This is a genomic window from Pseudomonas putida (assembly GCF_004357765.1).
Taxonomy (GTDB): Bacteria; Pseudomonadota; Gammaproteobacteria; order Pseudomonadales; family Pseudomonadaceae; genus Aquipseudomonas; species Aquipseudomonas putida_U.
The window spans coordinates 180,583-205,482 of sequence record NZ_SMTE01000001.1 but is presented as its reverse complement, the minus strand read 5'-3'; the positions used below and the strand labels follow the sequence as shown (position 1 = coordinate 205,482).

23 protein-coding genes are annotated in these 24,900 nt (G+C 59.3%); 9 read left to right on the top strand and 14 right to left on the bottom strand.

Annotated elements, in window-relative coordinates:
* Positions 1-88 precede the first annotated feature (88 nt).
* The 6 genes from acnA (at position 89) to E2H86_RS00955 (ending at position 8,333) form a co-directional block, all read left to right on the top strand.
* Positions 89-2,716 carry an aconitate hydratase AcnA gene (gene acnA, locus E2H86_RS00980; protein WP_133323994.1) on the top strand — a complete coding sequence of 876 codons (2,628 nt, stop codon included), beginning with the start codon at positions 89-91 and terminating at the stop codon, positions 2,714-2,716.
* Entirely contained in the window at positions 2,716-3,864 is a 1,149-nt protein-coding gene (gene prpF / locus E2H86_RS00975) for a 2-methylaconitate cis-trans isomerase PrpF (RefSeq protein ID WP_133323993.1), read from the top strand. The genes acnA and prpF overlap by 1 nt, the downstream gene beginning before the upstream one ends.
* A gap of 71 nt (positions 3,865-3,935) precedes the next feature.
* Positions 3,936-5,156: a lactonase family protein gene (locus E2H86_RS00970; RefSeq protein WP_243744015.1), complete on the top strand. Its 1,221-nt coding sequence runs from the start codon at positions 3,936-3,938 to the stop codon at positions 5,154-5,156.
* A 73-nt stretch (positions 5,157-5,229) separates the two neighbouring features.
* Complete coding sequence (locus E2H86_RS00965; RefSeq protein ID WP_133323992.1) at positions 5,230-6,483, top strand: OprD family porin; 1,254 nt, start codon at positions 5,230-5,232, stop codon at positions 6,481-6,483.
* Between the two features lie 13 nt (positions 6,484-6,496).
* Positions 6,497-7,222, top strand: coding sequence for a transporter substrate-binding domain-containing protein (locus tag E2H86_RS00960; RefSeq protein WP_133323991.1), 726 nt, complete (start codon positions 6,497-6,499; stop codon positions 7,220-7,222).
* Between the two features lie 163 nt (positions 7,223-7,385).
* Positions 7,386-8,333, top strand: a complete 948-nt coding sequence (locus E2H86_RS00955; RefSeq protein WP_306767641.1) for an alpha/beta hydrolase — start codon at positions 7,386-7,388, stop codon at positions 8,331-8,333.
* A gap of 220 nt (positions 8,334-8,553) precedes the next feature.
* Here E2H86_RS00955 and E2H86_RS00950 read toward each other — a convergent pair whose 3' ends face one another.
* Positions 8,554-9,762: an MFS transporter gene (locus tag E2H86_RS00950; protein ID WP_133323990.1), complete on the bottom strand. Its 1,209-nt coding sequence runs from the start codon at positions 9,760-9,762 to the stop codon at positions 8,554-8,556.
* 88 nt (positions 9,763-9,850) lie between these two features.
* On the opposite strand from E2H86_RS00950, the gene E2H86_RS00945 reads away from it, so the two are divergent.
* On the top strand, positions 9,851-10,645 hold the full coding sequence (locus tag E2H86_RS00945) for an AraC family transcriptional regulator (RefSeq protein WP_027915674.1): 795 nt from the start codon (positions 9,851-9,853) through the stop codon (positions 10,643-10,645).
* 105 nt (positions 10,646-10,750) lie between these two features.
* Here the strand turns inward: E2H86_RS00945 and E2H86_RS00940 are convergent, their stop codons facing one another.
* Positions 10,751-11,146: a winged helix-turn-helix transcriptional regulator gene (locus E2H86_RS00940; protein ID WP_243744014.1), complete on the bottom strand. Its 396-nt coding sequence runs from the start codon at positions 11,144-11,146 to the stop codon at positions 10,751-10,753.
* Between the two features lie 95 nt (positions 11,147-11,241).
* Here E2H86_RS00940 and E2H86_RS00935 point away from each other — a divergent pair, with 95 nt between their 5' ends.
* Both E2H86_RS00935 and E2H86_RS00930 read left to right on the top strand, forming a co-directional pair.
* Positions 11,242-12,318, top strand: coding sequence for a catalase family peroxidase (locus E2H86_RS00935; protein WP_027609220.1), 1,077 nt, complete (start codon positions 11,242-11,244; stop codon positions 12,316-12,318).
* Positions 12,318-12,917 carry a cytochrome b gene (locus E2H86_RS00930; RefSeq protein WP_025754653.1) on the top strand — a complete coding sequence of 200 codons (600 nt, stop codon included), beginning with the start codon at positions 12,318-12,320 and terminating at the stop codon, positions 12,915-12,917. The genes E2H86_RS00935 and E2H86_RS00930 overlap by 1 nt, the downstream gene beginning before the upstream one ends.
* A gap of 108 nt (positions 12,918-13,025) precedes the next feature.
* Here E2H86_RS00930 and E2H86_RS00925 read toward each other — a convergent pair whose 3' ends face one another.
* From E2H86_RS00925 to E2H86_RS00870, 12 genes are all read right to left on the bottom strand, one after another.
* Entirely contained in the window at positions 13,026-13,982 is a 957-nt protein-coding gene (locus E2H86_RS00925) for a LysR family transcriptional regulator (protein WP_027915672.1), read from the bottom strand.
* A 61-nt stretch (positions 13,983-14,043) separates the two neighbouring features.
* Positions 14,044-15,030, bottom strand: coding sequence for an amidohydrolase family protein (locus tag E2H86_RS00920; RefSeq protein ID WP_027915671.1), 987 nt, complete (start codon positions 15,028-15,030; stop codon positions 14,044-14,046).
* Entirely contained in the window at positions 15,027-15,599 is a 573-nt protein-coding gene (locus E2H86_RS00915) for a 3-hydroxyanthranilate 3,4-dioxygenase (RefSeq protein WP_089230116.1), read from the bottom strand. The genes E2H86_RS00920 and E2H86_RS00915 overlap by 4 nt, the downstream gene beginning before the upstream one ends.
* Before the next feature lie 20 nt (positions 15,600-15,619).
* Positions 15,620-16,045 carry a RidA family protein gene (locus E2H86_RS00910; protein ID WP_025754657.1) on the bottom strand — a complete coding sequence of 142 codons (426 nt, stop codon included), beginning with the start codon at positions 16,043-16,045 and terminating at the stop codon, positions 15,620-15,622.
* Positions 16,038-16,832, bottom strand: a complete 795-nt coding sequence (locus E2H86_RS00905; RefSeq protein WP_133323989.1) for a 2-keto-4-pentenoate hydratase — start codon at positions 16,830-16,832, stop codon at positions 16,038-16,040. Before E2H86_RS00905 ends, E2H86_RS00910 begins: the two co-directional genes overlap by 8 nt.
* Positions 16,829-17,857: a 4-hydroxy-2-oxovalerate aldolase gene (mhpE, locus tag E2H86_RS00900; RefSeq protein ID WP_027915668.1), complete on the bottom strand. Its 1,029-nt coding sequence runs from the start codon at positions 17,855-17,857 to the stop codon at positions 16,829-16,831. Before mhpE ends, E2H86_RS00905 begins: the two co-directional genes overlap by 4 nt.
* Positions 17,854-18,786, bottom strand: a complete 933-nt coding sequence (locus E2H86_RS00895) for an acetaldehyde dehydrogenase (acetylating) (RefSeq protein ID WP_133323988.1) — start codon at positions 18,784-18,786, stop codon at positions 17,854-17,856. Before E2H86_RS00895 ends, mhpE begins: the two co-directional genes overlap by 4 nt.
* An 11-nt stretch (positions 18,787-18,797) precedes the next feature.
* On the bottom strand, positions 18,798-19,607 hold the full coding sequence (locus E2H86_RS00890) for a 2-keto-4-pentenoate hydratase (protein WP_027915666.1): 810 nt from the start codon (positions 19,605-19,607) through the stop codon (positions 18,798-18,800).
* A 15-nt stretch (positions 19,608-19,622) separates the two neighbouring features.
* Positions 19,623-21,083 carry a 2-hydroxymuconic semialdehyde dehydrogenase gene (locus E2H86_RS00885; protein ID WP_027915665.1) on the bottom strand — a complete coding sequence of 487 codons (1,461 nt, stop codon included), beginning with the start codon at positions 21,081-21,083 and terminating at the stop codon, positions 19,623-19,625.
* 348 nt (positions 21,084-21,431) lie between these two features.
* Positions 21,432-22,151 (bottom strand): SDR family NAD(P)-dependent oxidoreductase, encoded by a 720-nt coding sequence (locus E2H86_RS00880; protein WP_196759860.1) that lies wholly within the window; start codon positions 22,149-22,151, stop codon positions 21,432-21,434.
* Positions 22,148-23,383: a dienelactone hydrolase family protein gene (locus tag E2H86_RS00875; protein WP_025754664.1), complete on the bottom strand. Its 1,236-nt coding sequence runs from the start codon at positions 23,381-23,383 to the stop codon at positions 22,148-22,150. The genes E2H86_RS00880 and E2H86_RS00875 overlap by 4 nt, the downstream gene beginning before the upstream one ends.
* A 91-nt stretch (positions 23,384-23,474) precedes the next feature.
* A complete protein-coding gene (locus tag E2H86_RS00870; protein WP_133323987.1) occupies positions 23,475-24,818 on the bottom strand; it encodes an OprD family outer membrane porin in 1,344 nt (447 codons plus the stop codon).
* Between the last annotated feature and the right edge of the window lie 82 nt (positions 24,819-24,900).

Here is a 24,900-nt window from a genome sequence, read left to right as displayed (position 1 = left end):
CGAAGTTTTTCTGCTGGAGATAAATTGACTCAAGTTTAGACAAAGTGCAATATCGCCTCACAAAAAACACGCCTGTGAGGTCCCCGGCATGAGCAAGCACATTGGCCAAACCCTGGCCGTAAACGGTCGCGACTACCGCGTCTGCAACGTATCGGAAGCTGTAAAAGCGATAGGCGGCGACTTTGCCCGCCTGCCAATGAGCCTCCGGATCCTCGCTGAAAACGTCCTGCGCACCGAAGCAGAGCCGAACGAAGCGCTGAAGGTAATTTGCACTCGATCTAAAAACAGCGACATCCCCTTCCGCCCCGCTCGCGTGGTTCTTCAGGACCTGCTCGGCACCCCTGCCCTGGTCGACCTGGCCGGTCTGCGTGACGCAGTAGCAAAAGCAGGCGGCGATCCACGCCAGGTAAACCCGGTCACCCCTACTCACCTCGTCGTGGACCACTCGCTGAACGTAGAGCGTTGGGGTGATGCCAGCGCATTGGCCGATAACGAAGCCATCGAGCGCGAGCGCAATGCCGAACGCTTTGCATTCCTCGACTGGTGCAACAAGGCCTTCAACAACCTGTCGATCGTGCCTTCAGGTAACGGCATCCTTCACCAGATCAACCTGGAGCGCCTGACCACCGTCATCGGCACTCGTGAAGTTGAAGGTGATCTGTGGGCATTCCCAGATACGCTAGTCGGCACTGACAGCCACACCACCATGATCAACGGCATCGGCGTGCTGGGCTGGGGTGTTGGTGGCATCGAGGCAGAAGCCGCAATGCTGGGCAAAGCCCTGATGATGCGGGTTCCAGAAATCGTCGGCGTCCGGCTGGAAGGCGTCCCGCCATCGGGCTACGTTGCTACCGACATCGCACTTGCCTTGACCGAAAGCCTGCGCAAAGTCGGCGTAATCGGCAGCGTGTTGGAATTCCATGGCCCAGGCGTTGCCGCCCTGTCCTTGGCGGACCGTGGCACCCTGTCCAACATGGCTCCTGAGTTCGGCGCTACCGCAGCAATGTTCGCGATCGACGATCGCACCCTGCACTACCTGCGACTCAGCGGTCGCGGCGGTGAGATTGCCGAGCTGACCGAGGCTTATGCCAAACATCAAGGTCTGTGGCATGACAGCCTGGAATCGGTCGAATACGACCGTGTCGTCACCCTCGACCTGGGCACCGTTGGTCGTGCGATTGCCGGCCCGAAACAACCTCACCAGCGCATCCTGCTGGGCAAAGGCGAAGCAGCAAAAGACATACCTACCGGCCTGGATAACGGCTCGGTCGTGATTGCCGCTATCACCAGCTGCACCAACACCTCGAACCCTCGTGGCGTGATCGCTGCGGCCCTGGTCGCCCGCAATGCACTCAAACGCGGTCTGCGTCGTGCTCCATGGGTCAAGACTTCCTTCGCACCCGGCTCCAAGGTGGTCGCCGACTACCTGGACCGTGCAGGTCTGAACGTGGACCTCGACAACATGGGCTTCAACGTTGTTGGCTACGGCTGCACCACCTGCAACGGCATGTCCGGCCCTCTGCTGAGCAAAGAGATCGAGGACGAAATCCGCACTCGTAATCTGGAGACCGTTGCCGCTACCTCCGGTAACCGCAACTTCGAAGGTCGCGTACACCCGCTGGCTCGTGAAGTGTTCATCATGTCCCCTCCCCTGATCGTGGCGTACGCGATCGCTGGCACCTACCGCATCGACCCGCAAGTGGATGCGCTCGGCACCGACGCCGAAGGCAAGCCGGTTTACCTCAGCGAGCTGTGGCCTTCGGATCAAGAGCTGGACGAGATCGAAAAGAAAGCACTGTCGGCCGACATGTTCGACAAGGCCTACAGCTCGGTACCTCGCGAAGCGGGCGTCATCGCCTCTGACCTGCGCGCCGGCGTTACCGATCAGTACGCTTGGGACCAGAGCAGCACTTACATCCGCAAGCCGCCGTACTGGAGCGATGAGCTGACTGCTACCGACCCTCAACGCGACCTGAAAGACATGCGCGTTCTGGTGATGCTGTCGGACAACATCACTACCGACCACATCTCGCCGTCCGGCGCCATCCTGTCGGACAGCGACGCCGGTTCGTACCTCAAAGGCCATGGCATCGGTGTTGATGACTTCAACTCCTACGGCACTCGTCGCGGCAACCACGAAGCCGCACAGCGCGCCACCTTCGCAAGCCCCCGCCTGAAGAACGAGCTGATGACTGACGGCCGCGAAGGCCCTTGGACGCTGCTGCTGCCGGAAAACCGCGTGAGCACCGTGTTCGAAGCCGCCCAAGCCTACGCCGATCGCAAGCAGCCTCTGATCGTAGTGGCAGGCAAGGAGTACGGCAGCGGTTCGTCGCGTGACTGGGCAGCCAAAGGCCCTCGCCTGCTGGGCGTGCGCGTTGTCGTGGCCGAGAGCTTCGAGCGCATCCACCGCACCAACCTGGCTGGCCTGGGCATCCTCCCGCTGCAGTTCCCAGAAGGTGTGACTCGCAAGACGCTGGGCCTGACCGGTCACGAGAAGTTCTCGGTAGAAGGCATCAACGACACCTTCGCGCCTGGCGACAAGCTGCAACTCGTCATTGAGCGTGCAGATGGCACCACTGAAAACGTAACCGTCACCAGCCGCCTGGATACGCATGAAGACGTGCGCTACTTCCGCCGCGGCGGCCTGCTGCCGCAGCTGCTGGTGGAGAGCATGGACAAGGCTGCACAAGCGAAGCAACTGGAAGGAGCAGTGTAATGACTCAAGTTCGAATCCCTGCCGTATTCATGCGCGGTGGCACCAGTAAGGGCGTCTTTTTCCTGGAGCAGGATATTCCGGCTGCAGGCCCCGAGCGTGATGCACTGATGCTTCGCGTCATCGGCAGCCCGGATCCTTATGGCAAGCAGATCGACGGCATGGGTGCTGCCACCTCCAGCTCCAGCAAGGTCGTCATCATCGGTAAATCGGGTCGTACCGATTGCGATGTTGATTACCTGTTCGGTGCCCCGGCAATCGAAAACCCGGTGGTCGACTGGTCCGGTAACTGCGGCAACCTGAGCGCAGCCGTTGGCCCATTCGCCATTCGCCAAGGGCTCGTCGATGCGCCTCGTGACGGCATCGCCACCATCCGAATTTGGCAGGCCAATATTCAGAAACGCATCATCGCCCATGTCCCGATGAAGGATGGCGAGGTCGTTGAAGAAGGTGATTTCGTGCTGGATGGCGTCGCCTTCCCTGCTGCCGAAATCGTCGTGGAATTCCTTCAGCCTGGCGGTTCGGGCGGCAGCATTCTGCCAACCGGCAATGTCGTGGATGAACTGGATATCCCTGGCTTCCCAGGCTTGCCGGCAACATTGCTCAACGCAGGCAACCCGACGATCTTCGTCGACGCCCGACGCGTTGGCCTGACCGGGACCGAGACCCAAGACCAGGTCAACGGCAATGCCGAACTGCTGCTGTCGCTGGAAACCATCCGCGCACACTGCACCGTGGCCATGGGTCTGGCGGCTACCGCTGAAGAAGCAACGCGCCTTCGCCCTCACACGCCGAAGCTCTGCCTGGTAGCTCCGCCGCAAACCTACGGCGCTGCCGGTGGCAAGACAGTCGAAGCCGGCGAGATCGATGTGATCGCCCGCATCCTTTCCATGGGCAAATTGCACCACGCAATCACCGGCACTGGCGCTGTAGCCGTTGCCGTGGCGGCCGCTCTGGAAGGCACGCTGGTCAACCGTATCGTCGGCGATATCGGTGAACGCCAAGTCAACATGGGCCACACCGCCGGCACCGTTGCCGTAGGCGCGCAGACCACCCAAGTTGATGGCAACTGGATTGTGGACAAGGCCGTCATGAGCCGAAGCGCACGTCGCCTGATGGAAGGCTGGGTGCTCGTACCTTCGAAGTACTGATTGCTCAGCTGCCGCCGACCTTCGAAGGTCGGCGGTACTCATCACAACAAAAACAACGATGAGATTTTGCTATGCGCCCATCACCGTTTCCACCCGCCATTACCCGACGCACGCTGCTCTCTTCTACTTCCATCGTCGCTGCGGCAACCCTTCTGGGCCTCGGCGCGGGAGCGGCAGATGCCAAATCAGGACCTGAGAAGAACGCTATGCAGCCTGCCAACCCGAACAAAACCCAAATTGTCTATGTGGGCTCCAGAACCACTCGCGAGCGAAAAGCCCGCGGTGCAGGCATCACGGTTTATCGACATGACCCGCAGACAGGTCGCTCCCAATTGGTTCAAACCGTCGGCGATCTGACCAATCCATCCTTCCTGTGCCTCGACCAAACCCAGAGCCTGCTGTTCTGCGTGCATGGCGACCAGTCCACTGTCAGCTCATTCCAAATTGAGCCAGCCAACGGAACGCTCACCAAGGTGAGCTCGGTTAGTTGCGAAGGGAACAACCCCGTTCACCTTACCGTGGACAAGAGCAACAAATTCCTCGCTGTGGCCAACTATGCCACCGGCAGCATTGTCATTCTGCCGTTCGATAAGACCGGCCACCTGCAACCCGTCATCAGCAAATACGACCTTCCGGGCAACCCTGGCCCGCACAAGATCGAGCAGGCGAGCTCCCACCCGCACATGATCCCACGCGATCCATCGGGCCGCTTCCTGGTGGTCCCGGACAAAGGACTGGATAAAGTCTTTGTGTTCGATCTGAAGCAGAACGGGACCGCACTGAAGCCTGAACTGGCGCATGAAATCAAGACACGCGAGGGGGCCGGACCTCGACATGTGGTGTTCTCTCCGACCGGGTCATTTGCTTACGTTGTGAACGAACTGGACAGCACGATCACCAGCTACCGCTACAACCAGAATGACGGCTCCCTGGTTCCATTCCAGATGGTTCCAGCCCTCCCTCAGGACTTTGTAGGGGACAGCCGTGCAGCAGCGCTGGTCATGGCACCGGATGGAGTACATTTGTTCTCATCCAATCGCGGGCATGACAGCGTGACCATTTATTCGGTGGATCAGCCTACCGGGAAGATCAACCCGATCGGCAACGTACCTAGCCAGGGCAAGAAGCCTCGCTTCATGACAGCGTCCCCTAACGGTCGCTTCTTGTTCGTCGCTAACGAAGACAGCGACAACATCAAGACATTCTCCATTAGCCCGAAAGGCGAACTGGCTTTGCTGGAGCATCAGATCCAGACCGGCAGCCCGGTCTGCATGATTTTCCGCACCGCCTGAACCTCTTTTTTTCCTGATCCTGGCGTGCCGGGAGGCACGCCTACACCCCACGTTCCAATTGATGGAGCAGCAAATGCATAACAAAAACAAAACTGGTTGCAAGCTTCTTGCCGTAACTCCTTGCCTGGCCGCAGCGACGGCTTATGGGGATGGCTTTATAGACGACAGCAAGGTCACCTTGCAAACGACGAACTTCTACATCAACCGCGATTTCCGTGACGGTGCTGGCCAGTCAAAGCGCGAAGAATGGGCCCATGGTTTCATTCTCGATGCGAAGTCCGGATACACACCAGGGCCAGTCGGTTTTGGGGTCGATGCTCTGGGCATGCTCGGCCTGAAGCTGGACTCAAGTCCCGATCGAACCGGTACCGGCCTGCTGCCGACCCATGATGATGGTCGCGCAGCCGACGAGTTCAGCCGCCTGGGCCTGACTGGCAAGATGCGCCTATCCGAGACAGAGCTTAAATACGGCACTCTGATCCCCAAGCTGCCCACGGTTCAGGCCAACACTGGCCGCCTCCTCCCCCAGACCTTTGAGGGCGGCCTGCTCACCAGCAAAGAATTCGATTCGCTGTTCTTCATCGGTGCCCGCTTCGAGCGCCAAACCGATCGCGACTCGACAGACCGCGTACCGATCACACTAAACAACAAAAACCGTCGTTTCACAGGCAATGCCGAAGGTGACGCCTTCTGGCTGGGCGGCTTGGATTACCAGCTCACAAAAGACCTGCTGCTGACCTATCAATATGCAGAGCTGGAACAGGTCTACCACCAGCACTTCGTGGGGGCGAACTATTCGATTCCAGTGGGCCCCGGGAAAATCAAAGCTGATCTTCGCTACATGGATAGCGACGATGACGGTCGAGCTTTGGGCGGACGTATCGATAGCAGAGCAATTTCTGGCATGTTCACCTACAGCTTGGGCGGACATGCGCTTGGTCTGGGACTGCAAAAGATGAACGGTTCCACCTCCATGCCCTATCTCGATGGAACCGATCCTTACCTGGTCAACTTCGTCCAGCTCAACGACTTCGCCGAGCCCGGTGAACGTTCTTGGCAGCTGCGCTACGACTACAACTTCGCGGCTCTCGGCATTCCTGGCTTGACCTTCATGACTCGCTACCTGCGAGGCAACCAGGCCGACGCAGCGACCATCACCGGTGAGGGCCATGAATGGGAGCGCAACACCGAACTGCAGTATGTGGTGCAATCCGGTGCCCTGAAGAACGTATCGGTCCGGTGGCGTAACGCGAGCTATCGATCGAGCTTTGCACGTGGCGCGGATGAAAACCGCCTGATCGTGTCCTACACGTTCCCAATTTTCTAACCCTGGAGAAGGTATGAGCCCTATTGCCCAGCAGGTTCTCAAGGACCTGGCGCCCAACGGCATTCTGCGTGCGGCGATCAACTTCGGTAACCCAGTGCTGGCTCAGCCAGGCGCTGACGGAGAACCGCATGGTGTTTCTGTTGCACTTGCTAAATCGCTGGCCGAAGAGCTGGGCGTAGGTCTCGAATTGCGCACATACGACGCGGCCGGAAAGGTATTCGCTGCACTTGAAGAAAACGCGTGGACGTTGGCCTTCCTGGCTATCGAGCCTGTCCGCGCCGCCCAGATCAGCTTCAGTGAACCCTACGTACTTATCGAAGGGACCTATCTGGTAAACGCCGAGTCGCCCTATTCCAAAATCGAGGACCTGGATCAACCTGGACTTCGGCTTGCGGTAGGCAACGGCGCTGCTTACGACCTGTACCTGTCACGTACGTTGCAGCATGCAGAGCTACACCGAGCTGACACGTCTGCAGGTGCAGTAGACCTATTCATTGACCAAGGCCTGGATGCTGCCGCCGGGGTCAGACAACCGCTGGAACAAATCGCAGCCAAGAATCAGAATTATCGGGTGATGCAGGGAGCCTTCACCGCTATCCGCCAAGCAGTCGCAGTGCCACGAGGCCGTGATGCTGGAGCAGCCTATGTTAGAGACTTCGTCGAACGACGATTGGCCGAGGGCTTCATCCGGGGTGCATTACTTGCCAGCGGGCAAACCGACGTCAGCGCACCCCGTTGAGGTCGATACTGGAGACGAGGCCTCATATAATCTGATGGGCTTCACTGGTCCCGATCTGTGAAAACAAACAGTTACAGGGTAATCGTTAGTGCCATCAATCAATTTTTTGGCAAGTTCGGTTCTTCAGATCGTTCGCGAATCAGCAATAGAGCATCCCAATAGAATGGACAGTTGGATAGACGCAAAGACCAGCGCTTCGATGGTGTACAAAGACGCAATGCCGCCCTGGATTGTTGAGTTTGACAATGGCGTAACCCTTAATGGAGCAATGCCCTACGCACGGATCGAGGGATATCGTCCTCTGACACTGGACCTTTACCTACCGCCCAGCCCGCGTCGGTCCTCTCCTTCCCCGTTGCTGATTTATATACATGGCGGCGGATGGCGACGAGGCGACAGTCATCGGTCAGGAGTGTTCAGCGATTTCCCGCGGCTGCTGGCAGAGATAGCCGCCCGCGGATATGCCGTGGCGTCGATCAACTACCGACTGAGCGCGGAAGTGAGGTGGCCTGGACAGCTCGAGGATGCCAAAGCCGCCCTGAATTATCTGGCAGGAATCGCTGAAGATCTTCAAATTGACACTGCCAATACCTACGTCTGGGGAGTATCCGCTGGCGCGCAGATCGCTGCAAGTTTGGGCAACCCGTGGACCGATGGTAACTCTCCCGCGGCCGAACCTGGAGGCCGTGCTGTCACAATTCAAGCCGTAGCGGTATGGTACGGCGTGTTCTGCTTCCAAACCCTACCTTATCAAGCCCAACTCCTCGGGTTGTCTCTTCCGCAGCACGAGCTCGCTCCAGAGTCGCAATTACTGCGTTACTTACCCGACTCCTCGGATGTTCCTAAAGGGGCCAGTCCGGCGTTAGAAGTTAGCAACGAAACAGCGCCCACCTTGATTTTGGTAGGGAGAAAAGATGAAAAAGTCCCTTACTTACAAAGTATTCAATTAGCGCATGCGTTAGCTGCAGCTAAAGTTCCGCACCAACTTACTGTGTATCCCGATGTTGGTCACAGCTTCATCTGCGAGCAAGATAGTACGATCACTCATAAAACCAATCTAGAAGCCTTAAACACTACCATTCAGTTCTTCGACGCTCGGGCCTTCGATTGATTGATCAAGGTTGGTCTTGAGTCGCAGGCTGGGTGGCGAAACTCACCAGCAGACGCATGCCATATTCTCCCAAGCAGTGATTAATGTAGGCCCTGATCCTAGAGCCTGGGATGTGCGCATGTATTACCGTGCCTTAAGCTACCAATGCTGTCGATCGGATGGCAGCGGGCTTCGGGACGTTAACTCAGCCGCAAGCCGATCTGGCAAGCACTGCCTCCCCTTACTCAGAACCAGTAAATTCTGCGCAGCGAGAAGAGGGTTCGAGTTGGACGTTGCGTCCTGCCAAAATGCCGGTGAATGCACCTGCGATAGAGATGGCGGCGGTGGTCAGCAGCGGTGCCGTCCAACCACCGGTTGAGTCGTGCAGTTGCCCCAGCAATATCGGGCCTGCTGCTGCCATCAAATAGCCTACACATTGCGCCATTCCTGAAAGTGCAGCCGCGTCAACGGAGTTCTTTGTGCGCAAACCGATGAACGTCAGGCCGAGCATCATGCTGGCGCCAGAACCAAAGCCTAGGAATGCGGCCCACCACATAGCGTGGCCTGGCGCATAAATAAGTCCGATAAGTGATAAGGCTGTTAGCAGACTGACGGTAGCGGCCGCCAGTCTTTGGTCTGTGAGACGGCGAAGCGTGGCCGCCAGGATCAAGCCGGGAATCGCTGTAGTCAGTTGAAGCGTGCCGTGTATTGTTCCTGCTTGTTCGGGGGATATCCCATGGTTCATCAGAATAGTAGGAAGCCAGCTCACTGTGACATAAAAAGGCATCGCGTTGAGCCCCATGAACAGGGTGACTTGCCAGGCAAGCGGCGAACGCCATACCGCCACAGATGCCGCTTGGTTCGGGCTGGGCAGGCTCAGGTGTTCTTTAACTTTCAACTGCGGTAGCCACACCAACATCGCCAACAGCGGGGCTGCCACCACCAAACTCAGGGCTATCGACCATCCCCATGATTGGGTCAGAGGAACGATAGCGGCTGACGCAACAGCACCTGCTGCGCCCATCGTGATGGAGTAAGCGCCGATCATAGACGCCATTTTCGATGAGAAGTCGCGTTTAATCAGGCTGGGAAGCAACACATTGCCAAGGGCGATTCCGGTGCCTATCAGTATCGAACCAGCGTATAACGCCCACGCGCTACCTGCGGAGCGGAGTAGGATGCCCACTGAAATCACCAACAGAGCACCGAAAAGGGTGCGCTCAGTACCGGACCTTCGTGCGACCGCAGCGCTGAGCGGGGAGAACCCCGCAAAAGCAAGGAGTGGCAGTGAAGTGAGCAGGCCCAGTGCTGATGCACTCAAGCCAAAATCCTTCTGGATTAGCGGCAGAATGGGCGCGATGCCCGTGAAGGGAGCGCGCAGATTAACGGCAATAAGCAGGATGCCCGCGACGAGCATGGTGGCCTGCCACTTGTTTTTTGTATCTGACATATTCTCTAGCTGTCCTCTAAAAAAAAGGCAACTGTAGAGAGCTTGAGAGTTATAGAATATAGATATCAAGCCATATGATACCTAAATCATGCCATTCTCAAAAAATGTCGTTTCCTCACCAGAAGATTTCGATTCAGACCTTTTTTTCCAGGCGGCGATTGCACTCAAGGTTGTGCCGGAACCTAATCATTCCGGCACCGGCACACATGATCATCGTAAAGGCCAACTGATCTTGTCTTTGCGGGGGGCGGTGAGCTGTGAGGTGCAGAACGCAATCTGGCTGGTGCCACCCCAGCACGCGGTATGGATCCCCGGCGGCACGCCACACTGTTGTCGTGTAACCGCGAATGCCAGTACCTGCTTTCTGTTCGTCGAGCCCAGCGCAGCTGTCATGCCTGATGGGTGCTGTACACTTGCGATTACGCCGCTTGTCCGGGAGTTGATCCTGCACCTTGTTGAGCAGGACCGCTCTTGTCTTTCAGAGGGCAAGGCCGCGCGGTTGGTTGCAGTGCTACTCGAGCAGCTTTCCGATGCGTCGGTGAAAGAGCTGCACTTGCCAATATCAGACCATCCGAAGATCAAACACATCGCGGATACGCTCTTTGCTACTCCCGGCGACCGCACCACCCTGCGCGAATGGGCCACTCGGCTTGCGACTAGTGAACGAACGCTGGCCAGGCTAGTTGAAAGCAAGACCGGGCTCAGCTTCGGGCGGTGGCGCCAGCAGCTGCATTTGATGATCGCACTCAGCCATTTGGCAGAGGGGGTATCCGTGCAACGTGTGGCGGGCATTCTTGGATATGACTCCGTTAATGCCTTCATTACGATGTTCAAGAAAGCCGTAGGTAAGTCACCTACCCAGTACTTCTCTTCTTTGCGCTAACACTCCGCTCGCGAATCCGAGGGGCCGAAGCTATCAAAAACTAGTTTTTACACAGTGGCCGTTGTATAAATCCGGCAATGGAAGCTATGAGTCGTCATGACCCCGCTAGGCTTTAGGGACTTTATGGAGATTCATCTCCAACCAGTCGCCAAGTGCCGCAACATGCGCGGCGGCTTCCTGACCAAAAGGGGTCAGATCATATTCGACCCACGGAGGGACAATGGGATATGAGGTCCGGCGCACGAAACCATCGCCTTCCAGCCGCTGAAGGGTCTGCGACAACATCTTTTCGCTGACGCCGTTCACTTTGCGACGCAGCTCACTGTAACGCAGCGTGCCGTCAATTAGCGCAATCAGGCATAGCATTCCCCACAGACTCGTGACGTGAGACAGCACTTCCCTGGCCTTGCATTTGCCCGTGAATAGGTCGCCGCGCCTGAGCTTGGCGGTCAGCGTGTGCTCGTCAAGCGCGGATGAGTCTTGGGGGTTGCCGGTGTCCAAGCGAGAGTCAGTCATTGTACTAACCAAAAGGTGCGTACTTCCTTAGGGTGGGGTAGCAAACTTATAGTGCGTGCCAATCATCGGTCAAGGTCAGGGTGAGCGCTTTGCAACGTCCCACATTCAATAAACGCTGGATGCCCGTGCTGGTCATCGCAGCCATCGTCGGCGCACTGGCACTGTCATTCGCCTGGGCCGCCGGGCTGGTCGGGGGCCGAACCACCACTCGAACGTTTCTCGGTGACTCGCTGCAGCACTTCGAACCGGGCTATCGTCGAGCGCATGGTAAGGGCATCTGTTTCGCAGGAGTTTTTCGCAGCAGCAATGCAGCGGCGTCGCTCTCGACCGCTCGAGTGTTCGCCCAGGATGAAGTCCCGGCAATCGGACGTTTCTCGATCGGGTCCGCCGACCCCCATGCGCCGGACGCCTCTACCGCCACGGTGAGCATGGCCTTGTTGTTGAGTGCAGACGACAGATCTCAATGGCGGATGAAGCTGAACAATGCCCCCTACTTCCCTACGCGTGATGCCGAGGGGTTCCTGGCACAAAGGCACGCATTCGAGCCTGACCCGACCACCGGACAGCCTGACCCCGCGCGAGTCGGGGCGTTCTTCGAAAAGTACCCAGAGGCTCGCAAGGCGGTGGAGTACAAGGCGACTGCGCCTTGGCCGAGCAGCTTTGCGCAGGCCCAGTACAACGTCATCAACGCATTTATCCTGCTTGCGGCAGATGGCACACGCCAGCCCGTGCGCTGGTTCATGCGGCCCCACGCTCCCTTCCATGGCCTCTCCCCGGAAGAGCGGGCGCGATCCAGCCGTGATTTCCTGTTCGACGATATCAAGAAGCGGGTGGCACAAGCGCCCGTTCGCTGGGATCTGGTACTGCAATTGGCGCAGGCGGGAGATCCGGTCGATGATCCGTCACAACCCTGGCCCGCCGAGCGACAGCAAGTGGTCGCCGGCACGCTGGAAGTGACCAGCGTTCGCGATCAGCGCGAAGGGGGCTGTCGCGATATCAACTTCGACCCCACCTTGGTGCCATCCGGTATCGCGCTTTCGAACGATCCTGTGCTAGCAGCGCGCGCGGGTATTTACTCGCACTCTTACAATGCACGTCTGCGCGAAATCGCGTTCGGCAGGGCAACCGACGCCATTGGCCAGCAGGAGCACAAGTGATGCAAGACGTACCAACTACCCGTACGCGCAGTCCCCGGCACTTCAACCTAACCGCCAGGCTACTGCACTGGGCAATGGCGATCGCCATCATGGCCATGCTGTTCATCGGGGTAGCCATGATGAGCTCATTAGCCCTCCGTCCCGTGTTGATCGACGTGCATCAGCCGTTGGGCATCGCCATCCTTTGCCTCGCACTGGTGCGCCTGGCCAATCGCTTCTGCCGGCCTGTGCCGGCACTGCCCGCAAGTATTCCCCGCTGGCAAGCCGTAGCCGCCCACCTGTTGCACGGCTTGCTCTACCTATTGATGGTGGGGTTGCCAGTGCTCGGCTGGGCGGTGCGTTCGGCAGGCAACTGGCCCGTCATCCTTCTGGGCGACTGGAGCTTGCCTGCGCTGGTTCCGGAAAACCCGGTGCTCTACGCATGGCTTCGGCTGGCACATGGCGCTCTGGCGTGGCTGCTGTTCGCGATCATCCTGGGACATCTGGGCGCCGCATTGATGCATGCCTGGGTACTAAGAGACGGTGTTTTTTCCAGCATGGCCCGAGGCGCCAGCGACGAACGAGCTAAAGCTGGATCCGGCTCGCGGCCCACGTCTTGATGCGTTTGAATATCCCGCGCTGGCGTTGAACCGATAGCGGTCAGCCCTGACTGGCCGCTCTCGCCTTTTGGCGGAATAACCATCACTGGTTCTACCGGGGGGCGACTGTCAGTCGCTGATGACATGCCGCTCGCAGGCAAGTCGGGTGCATTCCCTAAAAAGCTTGGCGGCAGGCCCGGGGTCACGGTTATGGGGATAAAAACAGCCGATCCCGCCGAAACGTAAGGGCGTGCCGAAGGTGAAGCTTCGAATCCCGCCCTGACCAGACAATTGCCGAGCCGTCTCCATCGGCAGCAAACCCACAGTCTTCTGGTCCTGCATCAACGCTACGTTGGTAAGCACCGACAGCGACTCGATTACATTGGCTGGCAGCGGTAAATCAGCCTCGGCAAAAAGCCCATTGACGGTACGACGTAGTGACGAGCCGGGTGGCGGCAAAATCCACGGATAGGCCTGCAAATCGGCCAAGCTCGACACGGCCTGATCGTGTAGCGGGTGTCGGCTTCCGGCAACGATCGACAAAGACTCCACGTAAAGCGAGTCAACGCCCAACGTCCGGCTCTCCTCCCGCCCCCGCCAGTCGTCAGGGATCCTCCCGATCACCAGGTCCACCTCACCCACTATCAAGGCGGGGAAGAGTTGATCGAATTGCCCGATCCGCACCGACACCAGCACCTGCGGGGCGCGCTCCTTGAGCAGCCGTAGCGCGAGCGGCAACAACGATGCCGAAGCTGAAATTAGCGTGCCTACAACCACATGGCCTGCCCCCCCCTCGTGATGAGCCTGCACTTCATCAGTTAGCGCCCTAAGCTCTGCCAGCATTGCACGGGCTCTGCGCAGCACTACCTCGCCCAGCTCCGTCAGGCGCACGCCGCGATTGCTACGTACCAGCAACGGCGCGGAGAAGTACGACTCTATCTCATGGATAACCTTGGTGACGGCAGGTTGAGTCATGTTCAATATCTGAGCTGCACGCACTAGTGAGCCGCTCTGCACGACCTGGTCGAATACCACCAGTTGGTAGAACTTCAGCTTGCGCGAAACCGTAAGTACGCTTGATTTCATGACGCTCCTCGGCAACCACGACTTTTTTCCGATCAGGTTGCCGCTCGTTCGCGATGGCCAATCAAATGCCGAAGAATCCCCGGGCGTTCTCGGCGCAGATACGCGACTTGTCCTGCTCGCTCAACTGCGGATGCTCCAGTACACCAGCACCAATGGCCTGTTCGCCTAGCGGGAAGGGAGAGTCGGAGCCGAGCATGACGCGGTCTGCCCCCATCACGTCCACCAGCAAACGCAGTGCACGAGGGTCGAAGACCGCCGAGTCGACGAAGAAACGTTTGACATAGCTTGACGGCAGTTCCGGGCAATCCTCTCGGACAATATCTCTATGGCGCCAGGCGTTATCTACCCGTCCCAGGAGGAAGGCGAAGCCGCCGCCGCCATGGGCGAAACAGATGCGCAGGGACGCCGGCAAGTGTTCGAAAGCGCCAGACAGGATCAGCGACAGGATACCCAGCTGTGTTTCCGCCGGCATCGCGACGAGCCAAGGCAACATCCATTTCTTCATGCGCTCGCCGCCCATCATGTCCCACGGGTGCACCAGCAACGGGATATTTTCCACCGCACAGTGGTGCAGGAAGGTGATCAGGCCCGCTTCGTCCAGATCGTGGTTGCCCACGTGATTGCCGATTTGCACCCCGACATGGCCACAGGCCTTGGCCCGGCTGGCCTCAAGGCAGGCCGCCTCGATATCTTGCAGGGGTACCTGGGCCAGCACCTTGAGGCGATCGGGTACCTGGGCCGTCATCTCCAGGGCCCGATCGTTCATCATCTGTGCCCACGGCAGCGCCTGCGCGATAGGTTGGTCGTAGGCGAACATCACCGGCGTTGCGCACATCACTTGCACGTCCAAGCCCTGCTCATCCAGGTGTTCGATGCGGCGCTGCGGATCCCACAGCACATCATGTACCGGACGGAACGGCTTATCTCCCAGCATGATCTGCCCCTGACGCCCCTCGGTATGCAGCCAAGGGCCACGCTGAGGACTCAGGCGGGCGGCCTCGGCTTGAGTAATGCGGGGAAGAAAGTGCGAATGGATATCGATTTTCATAAGCCGTGGACCTCACGCAGCGTGTTGTGCCAGGTCTGCCAATCGCGGCCTGGGTGGATTTCGCCGCAACCAGGGCAACGACGCTCTTCATCGGTGGTGGTATAGAATTGGTCGTATACCGGTGGAAGATCGGCAACGATGCTCTTGAGCCTCAACTCATAGCGCCGGACCACGGTGCCGCAGTGCGCACAGGACCACTGCAAGGCGTCGGACTGCCCTTCCGGGCGGCGATGCTCCACCACCAGACACAGACTGCCGGGCTCAGGACGCTGCGGCGAATGGATAACGTGGGGGGCCATCAGGTAGATGTCGCCTTCCTTGAGGTCGACGCGCTCGTAGCGACCTCGGTCCCAGACGTTCAAGTAGGCATTGCCCTTGAACTGGTAGAAAAACTCCTCCACCGGATCGTCATGGAAGTCGGTGCGCTGATTAGGCCCACCCACCACGGTAACCATGTAATCGCTGTCCTGCCATATCTGCTGATTGTTAACCGGCGGCTTGAGCAGGTGCGCGTGCTCGTCTATCCAGCGGTTGAAGTTGAAAGGGGCGCTGAAGTGATGCTTGTCCATGGTTGTTTTCTCCCAACGGTTCAGCGACGACGCGGCGCGTACGCTATGGCCTTGATCTCGATACGTAGATGGGGGTGCGGCAATTGGTGTACGGCTACGGTGGTGCGGGTCGGGCCGCTTTCGTCAAAGTATTCGGCGTAGACGTCGTTGTATCCGCCGAAGTCGTTCATATCGACGAGGAAGCTGCTGATCTCCACCACGTCTGCAAGGCTTGCACCTGCAGAGGCGAGGATGTCGCGCATGTTCTCAATCACTGCGCGAGTCTGCGCCCGAATGTCTAGCTGGGTGGTGCCCATGGCGTCCACCTCGACGCCGACAAAACTGTTGTCCGGGCGCCGTGAGCTGGTACCGGAGACGAACAGGAAGTCACCCGCACGCTTGATATGCGGAAAGCGCCCACGCGGTGTGGCCTTGCCAGCAACGACAGTGGCGTTGAGGTCACTCATGGCTGACGCCTCCGTGGTCACCGCGGACGCTGAAGCTGCTCTGCCCAACGCCATGGACATCGACACTGACATGCACGCCTGGGTACAACGCCACCGCAGCGCAGGCGGCGCCTGCCATCACGAGGCTACCCGCGGGCAATTCGAGTTCGGCGCCGTGCAGCAGGCGTGAGGCTTGCACTAGACTGCGCAGCGGATTGCCGAGGATTGCAGCCGTGGAGCCGGCCTGAGCCACACGCCCATCCAGGCGCATCACTACGCCGGCGTTGTCCAGCCCAGAGAAGTTGCGCGACCAAGCTCCAATGGTGAGGCCGGCCGAGGAGCAGTTGTCCGCCACCACATCCTCCAGGCTGAACTTGAACGCCTGGTAGCGTGAATCGATGATCTCCAGCGCCGGCGCCACGGCCTCGACATAATTGCCTACTTCCAGCAGGGTCAGCGGGCGATCAATCGCACGGCGCGTTAGAAAGCAAACCTCCGGCTCGACTCGCGGATGAATGTAGCGCGCCAAGTCGATCAGGCCGCCGTCCTCTTCCACCATGGTGTTGCTGAGCCACCCCCAGATCAGGCTATCCACCCCCATTTGCACCATCTTCGCGCGGCTGGTGAAGCCCAGCTTGATGCCGATGCTGTGCTCACCATCGGCATAACGACGCTGCATGGAGGCGCGCTGGATCCGGTAGGCGTCATCCAGGGAAAAGGCGGTGCTGCCACTGAACTGTGCCAGTGGTTCGGCGCTTCGCGCCGCTCGGTCAAGGGCTTCGGCGATACGAGCAATATCGGTATTCATGCACGCTTCTCCAGCGATGGCTTCAATAGGTCGAGTGCGACGTCAACGATCATGTCTTCCTGGCCACCGACCATCCGCCGCTTGCCCAGCTCGACGAGGATGTCCACGGCCTTGATGCCATACCGGGCAGCGGCCACTTCGGCGTGGCGCAGGAAGCTCGAATAGACCCCGGCGTAACCCAGGGCCAGCGTTTCACGGTCCACCCGTACCGGGCGGTCCTGTAGCGGGCGCACCAGGTCGTCGGCGGCATCCATCAGCGCGTACACGTCGGTACCGTGCTGCCAGCCAAGCTTGTCGGCAGCGGCGATGAACACTTCCAGCGGGGCGTTGCCGGCGCCGGCGCCCATGCCGGCGAGGCTGGCGTCGATGCGGTCGCAGCCCTCCTCCACGGCGGCGATGGAGTTGGCCACGCCCAGACTGAGGTTGTGGTGGGCATGGATACCGGTCGACGTCGCTGGGTCGAGCACAGCCTTGACCGCACGGAAGCGCGCACGGATGTCGTCCATGTTCATCGCCCCGCCCGAATCCACCACATAGATGCAAGTGGCGCCGTAGCCCTCCATTAATTTGGCCTGCTGCGCGAGCCCTTCAGGTGTGTGCATATGGCTCATCATCAGGAAGCCAACGGTGTCCATGCCCAGTTCACGGGCATATTCGATGTGCTGGCGCGAAACATCTGCCTCGGTGCAGTGGGTGGCCACGCGAACAATGCGAGCACCGGCGTCATAGGCGCTCTTCAGGTCATGGAGGGTGCCAATCCCTGGCAGCAGCAGCGTGGCGATCTTGGCGTGGTTGACCGCGTCGGCCGCTGCTTCGATCCATTCGAGGTCGGTGTGGGCACCGAAACCGTAGTTGAAGCTGGAACCCTGTAGGCCATCGCCATGGGCGACTTCGATGGAGTCGACCTTGGCGCGATCCAGCGCCGTGGCGATGGCACGCACGTCATCCAGCGAATACTGGTGACGGATGGCGTGCATGCCGTCGCGCAGGGTTACGTCACTGATATAGAGCTTCTTGCCGTTCATGCCGACGCCCCCATTGCTTGTGCCATGCGCTCGGCGGTGGCCAGCGCGGCGGAGGTCATAATGTCGAGATTGCCGGCGTAAGCGGGCAGGTAATGGGCGGCGCCTTCCACTTCAAGGAACACCGACGTCTTGAGACCGGTGAAGGTGCCCTGCCCAGGCAACCTCAGGCCGCACACGGGTTCGAACTGCACCTGCTGTTTGAGGCGGTAGCCCGGCACGTAGACCTGCACTGCGCGAGCCATTTCCTCGATGCTCGCCGCGATGTACTGTTGGTCGGCGGTCTCGCTCAGCACGTACACCGTGTCGCGCATCATCAGCGGCGGTTCCGCGGGGTTCATGACGATGATCGCCTTGCCCTTGGTCGCGCCGCCTATCACTTCGATGGCCTTGCTGGTGGTCTCGGTGAATTCGTCGATATTGGCGCGGGTGCCGGGGCCGGCGGACTTGCTGGCAATCGAGGCAACGATCTCGGCGTAGTGCACCTTGGCCACCCGCGATACCGCCGCGACCATTGGGATGGTCGCCTGGCCACCGCAGGTGACCATGTTGACGTTGGTCGCCTGCAGGTGCTGCTCGAGGTTTACCACCGGCACGCAGTACGGGCCGATGGCCGCTGGGGTCAGGTCGATGATGCGCAGGTCGGCCTTGTGCTGGCGCAGGAAGGCGTCGTTCTTCACATGGGCACCAGCGCTGGTGGCGTCGAAGACGAAATCGATGTCCCTGAACACCGGCAGGCGGGTCAGGCCCTGCACGCCTTCGTGGGTGGTGGTCACGCCCAGGCGGGCGGCGCGGGCCAGGCCGTCGGAGGCCGGGTCGATGCCGACCATCGCTGCCATCTCTAGGTGCTTGGCGTTGCGCAGGATCTTGATCATCAGGTCGGTGCCGATGTTGCCGGAACCGATGATGGCTACTTTGCGTTTCTGGCTCATTTAGGGCCCCCTTACTCGGCTTGAGCAAAGGACGCAGTGACGCGGCCCAAGCCCTGGATCTCAGCGGTAAACACATCTCCCGGGCTCACCGGCACCATAGGTCCCAAGGCACCGGTCAACACCACGTCACCGGCACGCAATGGCTCGCCGAGACGGACCATGGTATTGGCCAGCCACACCGCCGCATTCAGTGGGTTTTCCAGGCAGGCTGCGCCGGCTCCGACCGATACCGGTTCGCCGCGTAGACTCAGGCGCATGCCACAATTGACCAGGTCCAATTGCCCCAGGGATACCGGCTGACTGCCCAGGACAAACAGCCCGGACGAAGCATTGTCTGCGACTGTGTCGAGCAAACTGATGTCCCAGTTGGCGATTCGACTGCCGACGATTTCGATGGCCGGCAGGGCGAAAGCAGTGGCACGGATAATGTCGGCCAGGGTCTGGCGCTCATTGCACAGATCGCGCTCCAGAACCAGGGCGATCTCTGCTTCTACCTTGGGCTGCTGGCATTCACTCCAGCTGATAGACTGGCCGTCACCTCGGGCCATCTGGGCAAACAGCCGACCAAAGTCCGGTTGGTCAACCCCCAACTGGCGCTGGACAACACTTGAGGTCAAACCGATCTTGTGACCTACCGGGTTCCAGCCTGCGGCAATGTCGGCGGCGTTGTTGTACTGCTGCACGGCGTAAGCCTGCTTTAGCGCGGATTCATCTTGCTCGACAGCCGCACGCTCGATGAGTTCGCGTACTGGCGCACAGGGCCTGCCCTGTTCACGAGCCTGGCGCAAACACGCTGCTGCTTCAGCGATTGCTGGATGCATGGAGTTCTCCTGTCCTTACGGATTGACACAAATGGTGGTGAGCTCGGAATAGAAATCCAGCGAGTGGCGCCCTCCTTCGCGGCCAAGCCCAGACAAGCGTGCGCCACCAAAAGGCGTACGCAGATCGCGCAGGAACCAGGTATTGACCCACACCATGCCGACATGGATACGTCGAGAGAGACGGTGGGCCCGCTTCAGATCGCGAGTCCACAGAGAAGCAGCCAGGCCGTAGGCCGAATCATTAACGCGTTGCAGCACTTCCTCGTCGCTATCGAAGGGCGCGATATGACAGACCGGACCGAACACTTCTTCGCGAATGCAGCGAGCGTCATCGGTAAGGCCGGTCCAGATAGTCGGCTGGATAAAAGCGCCCTGGTCGCGCTCGTCGCCAAATGTCGGCACACCGCCGCCACTGACCACTGTCGCGCCCTCTGTCACAGCCAACTGGAAGTAGCCCAACACCTTGTCGCGGTGTTTATGGGAAATCAGCGACCCCATGTTCACGCCGTCTTCGTCGGGATAGCCGATCTTCAGCTTCTCGGCGCCTGCTTTGAGCGCCGCGACAAAGCGCTCGTAGATCGACCGCTCGACGTAGACCCGCTCCGTGCATAGGCAGACCTGGCCAGAATTGGTGAAACTGGAACGCAGCACACCGGCAACTGCCGCATCAAAATCGCAATCGGCAAAAACGACTGCGGCATTCTTGCCACCCAGTTCGAAAGACACCTCACGTACGCCCTCGGCAGCAGCGCGCATGATGGTCGAGCCGGTGCGCGACTCACCGGTAAAGGTGATGGCATTGACGCCAGGGTGGCGAGTGAGAAACTCACCGGCAGAATCAGGGCCAAAGCCATGCACAAGATTGAATACACCGGCGGGCACACCGGCCTCGTGCATGACCTCGGCCAACAGGGTGGCACTGGAAGGCGTATCTTCCGACGGTTTGACAACCACAGAATTACCACAGGCCAACGCTGGCGCGACTTTCCAGGTAAGCAGCAACAGCGGTAGGTTCCACGGCGAGATGATGGCCACCACGCCATGCGGCTTACGCACGGTATAACTGAACACATCCGTACCATCGCCGGTGCGCATTTCAAAAAGCTCGCTACCGCCGTGTCGCACTAAATCAGCGAAGGTACGGAAGTTCTGCACGCCCCGTGCAACATCCAGGCTGCGCGCCTGATGCACGGGCCGACCAGTATCAGCGACTTCGGCATCCACGAAGTCTTCAAATCGACGCTCGATGCCATCGGCGATCCGCTCTAGCAGATCAGCCCGCTGGGCAGTACTGAATCCAGCCCACGGCCCCAATTGAGCGCCTGCCGCCGCTTCGACGGCAGCATTCACTTCATCTTCACCAGCCTCACATACCTGGCCCAATAGGCTCCCATTGACAGGAGAGATGTTGTCGAACCTGCGGCTGCTCTCGACGAAAGTCCCAGCGATATAGTGACGTAGCAAATGTTTGGACACAGCGCCCTCCTGAGCAGGATGTTTTCAATGAGTTTAGGGACGTCATATATAAATTAATAATAGAAATATCGTCTTCGGGTATCAGAACTCGGAATACATGAATTTCAGGCAAAGCTATGGATGTGAGTGCGCTTTAGTAATTCACTGCAACTTTCATGTTAACGATGCCCGCAACTTAATTGCGCCACCCAAACAACTTCGGGTTTTGCTTGTAAGCCTGCAGGTAATGCTCAAGCCGCCGCGACTTTTCATCTCAGCCAGTAGGCCAGCGCGTTGCAGTCAGCCCGAGCGTGCAGCATCGCTTGCGGTGGTGCTGCACACTTGAGCAGCACTCCCGATGCGGCCCTTTTAAAGGTGCCGGGCGAAGTAGGCCTGCGTACTTGCCCGGTTGGCGGCGAGCTTGTGCGCAACGTCCAGTGCCATGGGGTCGGGATAGACCTCCGTGGCACCGCTGGCCAACCCCGCTACGATCGCATCGGCCACGTCCCGAGGACTGGCCTTGGCACCCGCAACGTCACGGCTCATCGCGGTATCGATCGCACCGGGGAGCACCGCCATCACCTGCACCTGGCCGGCCAGCTCGGCCCGAGCGGCCTCGGTCAGGCGCAACGCGGCCGCCTTGGACGCACACAACGACCCCATGGCTGGCAACGCCACCCGCGCCAGAATCGACAGCACGTTGACGATAGCGCCAGTGCGCTCGACAAGCGTCGGCGCAAAGGCACGCATCATCGCGAGCGTGGCGAAGTAGTTGACGGCCATTTCCTGGGCAGCGGCTTCGGAGTCCTCGGTGCCCAGCAACCGCTGCTGCCTATTGAGGCCAGCATTGTTCACCAGGATATCGACCCGTACCCTGCTCGCCACCTGCGCGACTTGCTGCTGGTCGGTGACGTCCAGATCCACCGCCTCCACCAGCGGATGATCGAACAGCAGACGCTCAGGGTTACGGCAAGCGGCGTAGACACGACTTGCCCCCGCAGCCAAAAACGCTTCGATCAAGGCAAGGCCCAACCCTCCGTTGGCGCCGGTGATCAGGACCTCCTTGCCCACAGTCGTGATGGCGCTCACAGGTGCTCACTTTTGGCCCAGCGGGCCATCAGCGTGTTCGAAGGCAGCGATTCATCGAGCAATTTCTTGGCCGTTTCGATGCCCGCCACCGGTAGCCCTTCTGGATCGAGCAGGCCGATCTGTACCAGCACAGAGGCCTGGTCCCAGTAGATATGCTCGTGGTATAGCTTGTTGCCGCGGAAGTTGACCACCGCCACCATGGGTACTTCCACGTATTTGCCGGTAGGTGCTATCCCAGGCAGCATGTAGTCCATTTCGCAGGTGTGGGTGAAAGACATGATGAATTCATCGACGACCTGGTAGGCGCCGACCGTGCGAGAAACCGGAATCATCTTGGTGTCCTCGGGGTTGGCGTGGACAAAGTGATGCTGATAGAAGCGTCCGAGTTGCTTGCTGCCCACCCCGCCGGTCAGCGTCGGAATGTGGTTCACGTAAGGCTCGGCGACCATGGTCTTCAGGGTGGCCGGCACGTCTCGGGTAACGAACTCATGGTGGATGTGCTCGTCCCACAGGTCTGAAAGGTTGTAGGCCGGCCCGATGTACTTCTTCAATGCGCCAATGGTGCGCCCATGAGCCATGAGGGCCGAGGGTTTGTGAAAGTGATCGCTGCCCAGGCGGGCAAAGGCATGGTCAGCACCCTCGTAGGTATACAGCTCTACGCCTGGGCGGCCACGCAGCACCTCGGCGATACGCGCACGGGTCGTGGCGTCACACAGCCCGTCCAGTTCGCCGTGATGCAGCACCAGCCCACCGCTCAGGCCATCGGCTTCATCCAGGTATTGCTCAATACCCATGCCGTAGTAGCCCACCGCAACCGCGACATCAGTACGGGTGGCGGTGAGGTAGGCCAGTTTGCCTCCCAGGCAATAGCCCACGAAGCCCAGGGCGGGCTCGGTGACCTCGGCCAGATCCCGCAGCGTGTCGAAGGCGGCGGCGATGTCGTCTACGGCCTTGTCCAGGTCCAGTGCGGTGTAGAGGCTCAAAGCCTTATCGAAATCTGCGGGGGTATAGCCCAGGTCGATACCCGGCTGTAGACGCCAGAACAAGTCGGGCACCAGAACCACATAACCTTCCTCGGCATACATCTGCGCCACCTCGCGCATGTTGGCGTTCACGCCAAATATTTCTTGGCCCAACACGATGCCTGGCCCCTTGCCTTCAGGCGGCAGCGCCAGATATCCCTTGAAACTTCCAGCCTGGTCTCGTGCCTGAATATCGATGTATTTGCTCATCTCATTACTCCTTCTACGGTAAGCGGACAGACATTGCTCTACATGAATTCTTGGCGAAGCAGCTTTGATGAAGCATTGCCAACGGCGCCATCTACAGCAGCTTGAAAGGGAATTCGGTGATCAGGCGAATCTCATCCATGTCACCGCGTGGCTCAGCCGAATTACCGCGGTGCACGCCGTACCGCGCTCTCAAGCTGAGGTTTTTCGCCGGCCCGTCTTGCACGACATATTGCATCTCGATATTGCGTTCCCAGTGGCGCCCCCCATCTCGAAATCCGAGGGGATAGTAGGAACTGTACGGTTCGATATCGGAGCCTTTGCCACCCTGTCCCTGCATGTAGCGAATCATGAACCTCAGGCCAGGCACGCCACGCGCACTGAAGTCATAGTCGTAACGAACCTGCCAGGACCGATCGTTGGGCGCGTTGAAGTCACTGAGCTGCACATTGTTAGCCAGCTGTGCCACGGTGGTTTGCCCGTCTCGGAACGCCATATAATCGAAGGGCGTGTCGCCCTGCACCTTCTGGTATGCAAGCATGAGGGAATGGGCACCGAACTTGACGCCCGGAGCAAAGGACCAGGTTAAGTTGTCGATGGGCCCGCCATGGGCGGCACCGATGTCGACCGTTCGGTACATGCTGAAATTCAAGGTTGGGGTCAGCCCCTCGACGAGGGCAGGCAAGTAGCGAAACCCCAGGTAATCCTGGCGCCAAAGATCTTCGGCACGTTGAGTGCTGAGGTAGCCTTTGACTGCGCCCTGCTCATAATTCAGGCTGAGATAATCGACCGTATCCGTCTCCGTAGCGCCATACAGGGAACGTAGCGTGCTGTCGTTGCGGTTCTCCGAAGGCGCCTTGCCGGCGGTGATGTGGGCGGCATCGAAGGTTAGCGGCTGCAGATCGCGACTGATGAGCTGCCATGCTGTCACCGTTTGCGGCAACAGGCGCCCGGAGCCACCATCGGTGAGGAACACCGGAGAGGTGCGCAATTCCATGGAGCCGTATTTGAGCACCGTTTCACGGTACTTGAGCTTGAGCGCACCGCCGCCCACGCTGTACTCATTCGCCACATCACCGTCGTTGTTGACGTGAAGCAGGTTGGTGCCGGTCTTGCCACGACCGCTGTCAAGCTTCAATCCCGCATACAGATGCGCGTCGAATCCCAAGCCGACAACACCAGTCGTGAACGGGGAGATGTAGTCCAGAGTTAAGCCTTGCGCCCACTCCGCGCGATAACCGTTAACGGTGCCTGATCGGCGGTTGGCACCACCGTTGCGGAAGTCGCGGTTGAGATAAAAGTTCCGGGTTAAACCGGACAAGCTTCCCTGCTGAAAATATGTTGAAGCATCGGCCCATAGTTCATCTGCCAAGGCCTGTTGGCAAGCCAGCGCCAGCCCTAAGCCAGACACTAGTCGGTAATCGATCACTGCAGGCATAACCACACTCCTGGGTACTCACGTGCACCACGCGCAAGGCCTTGAGGCCATGCATGGTCAGGGAATGACTAGCTGGGGGTCG

Bases quoted from the DNA above. Each gene is read 5' to 3' on its own strand.
- acnA (WP_133323994.1), top strand. From the start codon at position 89: ATGAGCAAGCACATTGGCCAAACCCTGGCCGTAAACGGTCGCGACTAC.
- prpF (WP_133323993.1), top strand. From the start codon at position 2,716: ATGACTCAAGTTCGAATCCCTGCCGTATTCATGCGCGGTGGCACCAGT.
- E2H86_RS00970 (WP_243744015.1), top strand. From the start codon at position 3,936: ATGCGCCCATCACCGTTTCCACCCGCCATTACCCGACGCACGCTGCTC.
- E2H86_RS00965 (WP_133323992.1), top strand. From the start codon at position 5,230: ATGCATAACAAAAACAAAACTGGTTGCAAGCTTCTTGCCGTAACTCCT.
- E2H86_RS00960 (WP_133323991.1), top strand. From the start codon at position 6,497: ATGAGCCCTATTGCCCAGCAGGTTCTCAAGGACCTGGCGCCCAACGGC.
- E2H86_RS00955 (WP_306767641.1), top strand. From the start codon at position 7,386: ATGGACAGTTGGATAGACGCAAAGACCAGCGCTTCGATGGTGTACAAA.
- E2H86_RS00950 (WP_133323990.1), bottom strand. From the start codon at position 9,762: ATGTCAGATACAAAAAACAAGTGGCAGGCCACCATGCTCGTCGCGGGC.
- E2H86_RS00945 (WP_027915674.1), top strand. From the start codon at position 9,851: ATGCCATTCTCAAAAAATGTCGTTTCCTCACCAGAAGATTTCGATTCA.
- E2H86_RS00930 (WP_025754653.1), top strand. From the start codon at position 12,318: ATGCAAGACGTACCAACTACCCGTACGCGCAGTCCCCGGCACTTCAAC.
- E2H86_RS00925 (WP_027915672.1), bottom strand. From the start codon at position 13,982: ATGAAATCAAGCGTACTTACGGTTTCGCGCAAGCTGAAGTTCTACCAA.
- E2H86_RS00920 (WP_027915671.1), bottom strand. From the start codon at position 15,030: ATGAAAATCGATATCCATTCGCACTTTCTTCCCCGCATTACTCAAGCC.
- E2H86_RS00915 (WP_089230116.1), bottom strand. From the start codon at position 15,599: ATGGACAAGCATCACTTCAGCGCCCCTTTCAACTTCAACCGCTGGATA.
- E2H86_RS00910 (WP_025754657.1), bottom strand. From the start codon at position 16,045: ATGAGTGACCTCAACGCCACTGTCGTTGCTGGCAAGGCCACACCGCGT.
- E2H86_RS00905 (WP_133323989.1), bottom strand. From the start codon at position 16,832: ATGAATACCGATATTGCTCGTATCGCCGAAGCCCTTGACCGAGCGGCG.
- mhpE (WP_027915668.1), bottom strand. From the start codon at position 17,857: ATGAACGGCAAGAAGCTCTATATCAGTGACGTAACCCTGCGCGACGGC.
- E2H86_RS00895 (WP_133323988.1), bottom strand. From the start codon at position 18,786: ATGAGCCAGAAACGCAAAGTAGCCATCATCGGTTCCGGCAACATCGGC.
- E2H86_RS00890 (WP_027915666.1), bottom strand. From the start codon at position 19,607: ATGCATCCAGCAATCGCTGAAGCAGCAGCGTGTTTGCGCCAGGCTCGT.
- E2H86_RS00875 (WP_025754664.1), bottom strand. From the start codon at position 23,383: ATGAGCAAATACATCGATATTCAGGCACGAGACCAGGCTGGAAGTTTC.
- E2H86_RS00870 (WP_133323987.1), bottom strand. From the start codon at position 24,818: ATGCCTGCAGTGATCGATTACCGACTAGTGTCTGGCTTAGGGCTGGCG.